Genomic DNA, 6,254 nt, shown 5'->3' with positions numbered 1-6,254 from the left:
TTGCGAGAACCGCATGCAGTTAGTTGTGCAAGCATCTCCGATGCGGCACCTTGTTCCAGAGTCTGAGACTCCATTACACTTGAGTCAGAGACTCTATAACAGCACTCCCTAGTCAGAGACTTGCGAGAACGCCTCCACAAAAATACAGGCAACGCCCAAAATACCCCCACAATAGAAAAAACCAACCCCCCTATCGTACCTATCGCCAAAGAAAACCAGAAGATCTCATTTTGTCCTTCCATGATAAAGGGGATCAGGCCAAAGCAGGTGGACATGATGGTGAGCAGTATGGGGACGGCCTTACCACCGACACTTTTAAGGACATTGCGGTTATAGGTGCGACTGACCCTATTATTCAGGTCATTTACAATGAAAATAGCAGCATTTACAGCCAAACCGCCCAGCAGCACAAAGGCGGCATAGCCCCCCTGGTCAAAGTAAAAATCAAAAAGAGAAAATATCAAAAACAAGCCTATAAAGGATATTGGCACTATGGCAATGATGTAAAAGGGCTGCTTAAGGTTCTCAAAAAGTACACTACAAATGAAATAAATGCCTACCATTAGCAGTAAAAGCAAGCTGTACTGTCGTTGAGCTTTCTCACTGTCCCAGCTCCAGGTCTGCTTTTTAGCGGTGTAACCTATCGGCATGTTCATCTTCATATCCTCCAGCACCTGATCCAGGTACTCGTTTCCAAATTTTGCAGAACCCATATAGTCAAAAGACACTAACCGTATATACTGTCTGTTTTCCTTATGCAGGGCATTAGTAGTAATCTCCTTGGTCAGGGATCCAAAATCACCGACTTTAAAAAGATTGTCCCGGCCACCTATAAGGCCACGTTTCTCAAGGTCAAACTTTGAATAGTTTTCTGCATTTCGCTCCTTGACCATGACGCCATAGTTCTTTTCATCAAGCGCTACCATGGCTCCAGGTCCGGAAGGTTTAGAAACATCTAATAATGCATTGACCACTTCATATTGGTCGGTATTGTTCAGCGCGAGCTGGTTCTGGTCAAAACGGAGTACAAATTCCTCTGTTTTCCGCTCGTTATAGCCCATCCGTTCATTGGTGTTGACTTCCTGGATTCTTTTATGCTCCAGCAGCTTTTCAGCCAGTATCTCTGACTGCTTCTCCAGCTCGTCAAAATTATAGCCCATCATAGTGACCTTAAAAGACGGTATTCCCTCTCCCCCGGCACCTGCAGTAAACCCCTGTCCCACGCCATAAATGCTCCAGTTAGCCCCGCTCCAGTCTGTCGACTTTACCGCAAGTCTGCCTTTTAACTGATAGGGCAAGGCTCCCCGTTCATATTCTTCTTTGAAGGTGATCGTAATGCTGGCCTGCTGTCCTGATGAGACATTGGATACAAACTGATCTATTCCCTCCACGCCTTTTAGATACTGTTCAAATTCCCTGATCAAAAAATCCATCTGATCCAGGGTATTGCCAAAGGGTAAGCGCGCATTGACATATAACCTGGTTTTCTCCATCTCGCGATAAGATGATTTTTCATATACTCCCCGCACAAACATGCGGAAGGATCCTCCCAAAAGCTTATCCACGTGAGGCCGGATATCTTCTTGATAAACCGTATTCCCTATAGTCTCATTGTACCATTCCTGCCCTTCCCACTTGGCAGGAAGGTAAAATATGGGAATACCAAATAATAGTATTAAAAGCAGGATGTATGCTTTTCTATATTTTGCCGAAAAACTTATAAGCCTATTATATAACCCAAAATATTTCAGCCTTTTGCGAAGCTGCTTTATAGATAGAGATCGTCCCGTTTTATTTTTGTCCCTAAAGAGCATGGAATACATAGCGGGCGTAAAGAGTAGTGCCACACCCAGTGAAACAGCAAGCATTACTGCCACCACTTGTGAAAATTCTGTCAGGTTTTTTCTATCCTCTTCCGGCAAGAGCAGCACCATCAGCAGGGCAACTATCGTCGTCAGTGAAGCTGCCAACAGTGCCAAGAAGACCTTTCTATTTTTGTGCTTGTGCAGATGGTCGATCATGATGATGGCATTATCCACAATAAGACCGAAGGAAATGGTCAGACCTGCCAAAGAATACAGATGGATATCCACCTTCATCAGGTACAGGATGATGCCGGTGATGCTGATATTTACCACTATACCTAAAAAAAGCACCGCCAGGTATTTTAAGTTTCTATTGATAAGAAAAATAAAAACGATCAAAATCAAAATGGAGAGACCCGACCGCTTATAAATTTTATTCAGTTCTTTATCCAGAAACTCGGTATCGTCATTTTCCAGCCTGACTTCAAAACCCGGAGGCAGCAGTAGACTCGCCTCGTTAATAGCTTTTTTTACCTGAGAGGCCAGTAGCACTTTATTTACGCCTTCCCTATTGGTCACAGATAGAGTCACCGAATTATTGCCATTGATCCTATAGTAGCGCTGTGCCTCTGCTTCCTCCAGGGTAATCTGAGCAAGATCCCTCAGGTAAATTTCTTTGCCAAAGCGGGAGCTGATGAGTAGATTTTCCAATTGGCTCATATGGGTCAGCGTCTGGTCTACCTGGACAAAGAGGGTCTGGTCCCGACTGTTTATGATATTGCCGGGATATTTGGTACCAAATGAAGAAGTGATAGCTTCCATCAGTTCCCCTCTACTGATCTGAAAGGCCTGCAGCTTTTGGATGTCATAGGTAATGTACAGCTGAAGGTCATTGGCACCCTGAACTGATACTTCCTCTATTTCAGCAAATCGGTTTAGGGCAGACAGGAGTACGTCCTCGGTGATTTTCTTGATCTCAAATGAAGCAAATGGCCCGTTAATGCTATAGGTAAGGATCGGAACCTGCTGGTTTTGGGTCTGGGCAGTCTGGTAGATCAGTGGGTAGGTCACTTTAGCATCCATAGAGGGATACACCTGGCGGATCAGTGATGCCACCTCAAACTGCTTGAATTCCATATCAGTATGCTTATCAAAACGCATTGTAATCACACCCCGGTCGTAATGAGAGGAACTGTTAATGGTTTTCAGGTCAGCCAGCTGCGAAAAAGTCCCCTCAAGGGGAGAGGTCCCAAGCTTCTCCACCAGCTCTGGACTGGATCCGGGCACATTATAGGTGATGCGGAGCACAGGCTCCCGCTCTCTGGGATTCAGGTCCACAGAAAGTCTGGGCACCAGGGCAAAGCCGATGACGGACAGGACAATAAACGATATGATGATCCTGAATGGGGTCACTTGCTAGTTTTTGGAGTAACAAACCAATATGCCAGGGGCACAAAATAAAGCGCGGTAAATGTTCCAATGGTCAGTCCGCCTATCACACTGAATACAAGCGGACGCTGCAGATCTGCTCCCAATCCCGCACTGAATACAACCGGCAAAAGAGCCAATATCGTAGTAATAGAAGTCATTAGAATAGGCTTTAGCCTGATCTCACCAGCTTCATAAAGCGCTCTTTCTAAAATATCTGACCGAGAAAGAGATGTCGTTGTTATATGTTTAGCCCTTAATCTATTAACCGTATCAATTTTTAGGATAGCATCATTTACCATAATCCCTAGCATCACAACCAGTCCTATGGCAGACATCACATTCAGGGAGGTTCCTGTAAACAGCAATACCAAAAAGGCTCCACCTATTCCCAGAGGTAAGGTAAAGATAACGATCAGTGGTTGGACGAAATTTTCAAATTGCGCAGCCAAAATAAAATACAGCAACAATACAGCTACCATCAGTATACCTATCAGCTGCTGAATGGTTTCTCTGTCACGAAAATACTGCCCCGAGAAATCAATGCTAAGCTGGTTATTATTGCCCCAGTTTCTGATATCCTGGTTATAACCTGTCAGGTTGCTTCCTGCAAGCGATACTGATTGATAAACACCGGTCTTGTCAGCAGTGATAAACTTGAATTGATCTTCATAGGTAAACTCTATAAAGTTATGCAACCCATACTCCAAACCATCTTTGCCTCTCACGCTGTTTGAGGTGAGCAATTGCTCAAAGTTGGTTTGGTCTTCTTTTAGCAGGATAGGTGTAATCTCACCAAAACGCTTGATATCGGTGATATTGAAATTCCCGAAGAGCTTCTGCAACTTATCCTGAAAATGGGCAGGATTGACGCCGTAAAGTGCCAGCTTCTCCAGGTTCAGTTTAAAGATTACTGAAGACTCTTTCTGTAGACCCGGACCATCTTCCCATTGGGTGACTGGAAAGGCTTTCAGATAATCATCCATCTGGGCACCGGGAATTGGCTTTTTGCTTTTCAGGTCTTTCCACCTCACTTCATAGAAAGGCATATCGGAGCTGAAAAGCTGGTCAAAAGCATTTGGGGCGTCCACAATATTCACAGCAGCCTCGGGATAGTTTCCTGTCAGGAGCTGACGCAACCCCTCCATCCTGCTTTTTTTTTCATTTTGGTCTTCAAACAAAAAATATAGCGTAGCCTGCTGAAGCGAATTTTCTCCATCATAAAGCAGAAACTGCCTTACCCCCACATCACTTTCGGACTTTAGGTAAGTACCTTCCATAGAAGACAAGATTTCCACTATCCTGTCCCTATTTTGCTGGGCACCTATGGGTTCGTTCCAGTCAATCTCCACGATGGCATCCAGCTTTTCTATAGGAGGCAAACCTTCTACGGCCAATAACTGGCTGACCAAAAGCAATACTGGAATCATTAAGATAAGAATTCCAAGGCTGAGTTTTCTTCTCTTAAATATTCTTTTATACACCTTTTTATATCCAGCCAATACCCATACAAACAAACGGCTGTCTTCCTTGATCTCCTCAAGCGCTCTGCTTCTGAAGAACAACCAGTAAAGCAGGGGAAGCAGGATAAAAGCCACCATTAGGGACACAAATAAAATAGCAGCTACCGATACCGCCTGATCATAAAACAGGGCGCCGGATATACCGCTAAGGAAAATCAATGGAATGAATACGGCCAGGGTGGTGAGTACCGAACTGATCAGAGCGGACATCACCTCATTTACCCCCTCTACACATGCCTCAAAAAGGGGAAGCCCTTCTTTCCGCTTGCGGGTGATGTTATCCAGAACAATGATGGCATTGTCAATCAGCATGCCCAGGCCCAGTGCCAATCCGCTTAGCGATATGACATTGATGGAGATATCAAAAAAGTAAAATACCAGAAAGCTGATGATGAGGGAAGTGGGCAAGCTAATACCGATAATAATGGGCGTTCTATAGTTACCCATAAAAATGAAAAGGACCCCAAAGGCAAAAAGCCCCCCGAATACAAGGCTGGTCTGCAGGTTACTGATACCGGCATTGAGCAGGGTGGACTGGTCCTGGGTCAGGTCAAAATCCACTTGTGGATAATCATCTCTGAATAGCTCCACCGCATCATAAATCCGCGGAAGAAGTTCATTCATCTTGGCTGCTGCCTGCTTATGGACTGTGACCACCAGGGCTTCCTTTTCCTCATAAAGATGAAAACCCATGGCCTTTTCCATTTCATACTGTACAGAAGCCACCCTGCCAAGATCGATAACGCTGCCATCTTCTGACCGAACAGGTAACCTTTTGATATCATCAGGATGGTCCACCCGCGTAGCCAACCTCAAATAATACCTGAACTGGCCGTCCTCCACGCTGATACCGGGCAGGTCACTGTTGCCGGATTGGATGGCATTGATGACATTTTCTTCCGTCATCTTAAGCGCATTCAGGGCAGCTTTGTCGGTATTAACTGTGATGACCCGGCTTTTCTTACCGTTGATATCCACCAGAGATACTCCCTCCAGCTGCTCCAGGCGTTTTTTAAGAATATTTTCTGTCAGTAAAGTGACTTCTGCATGGTCTACTCCTGATTTGGGAATTACCTGCATGCGTACTACAGGAATATCATTCGTATTGATCCGAATGACCTGCGGGCGTGTGAGACCTGCGGGGAGGGAATTGGTAAGCCGGTCTATTTTTTCATTGACGTCTATGTAAGCCAGCTCCATCTTGGTGCCGTACTCAAAGGTAAGCCTTACGGTGCCCACTTCACTTCCAGCCTTACTTTCCATTCCTTCCAGTCCGTTCAGCGTAATGAGGCCTTCCCGTATCGGACGGAGCACATTCTGCTCTATGGCGTCAGGGGAGGCATTGGCATAATTTACCTTTACCACGATCTGTGGCACATCTATAGGAGGCAATAGGCTGATCGGCAGGGTCCTAAAGACGATAACACTGAATATGATCAGTGCCAGAAAAGTCATAGTAACCGCTATGGGCCGGGTGAGCAGAAATCTTACCATAAGC

2 protein-coding genes are annotated in these 6,254 nt (G+C 45.3%); both read right to left on the bottom strand.

Going from position 1 to position 6,254, the window contains the following annotated elements:
* Positions 1-3,218: efflux RND transporter permease subunit (locus EL17_RS14565; protein ID WP_084166232.1), on the bottom strand; the 3,218-nt coding region annotated here is incomplete at its 3' end.
* Positions 3,215-6,250, bottom strand: coding sequence for an efflux RND transporter permease subunit (locus EL17_RS14560; RefSeq protein WP_035075471.1), 3,036 nt, complete (start codon positions 6,248-6,250; stop codon positions 3,215-3,217). The genes EL17_RS14565 and EL17_RS14560, both read right to left, overlap by 4 nt.
* Positions 6,251-6,254 lie beyond the last annotated feature (4 nt).

Source organism: Anditalea andensis (assembly GCF_000714815.1).
Classification (GTDB): domain Bacteria; phylum Bacteroidota; class Bacteroidia; order Cytophagales; family Cyclobacteriaceae; genus Anditalea; species Anditalea andensis.
Note: the sequence above shows the minus strand (reverse complement) of the source record. Positions and strands in the feature narration are given on the sequence as shown.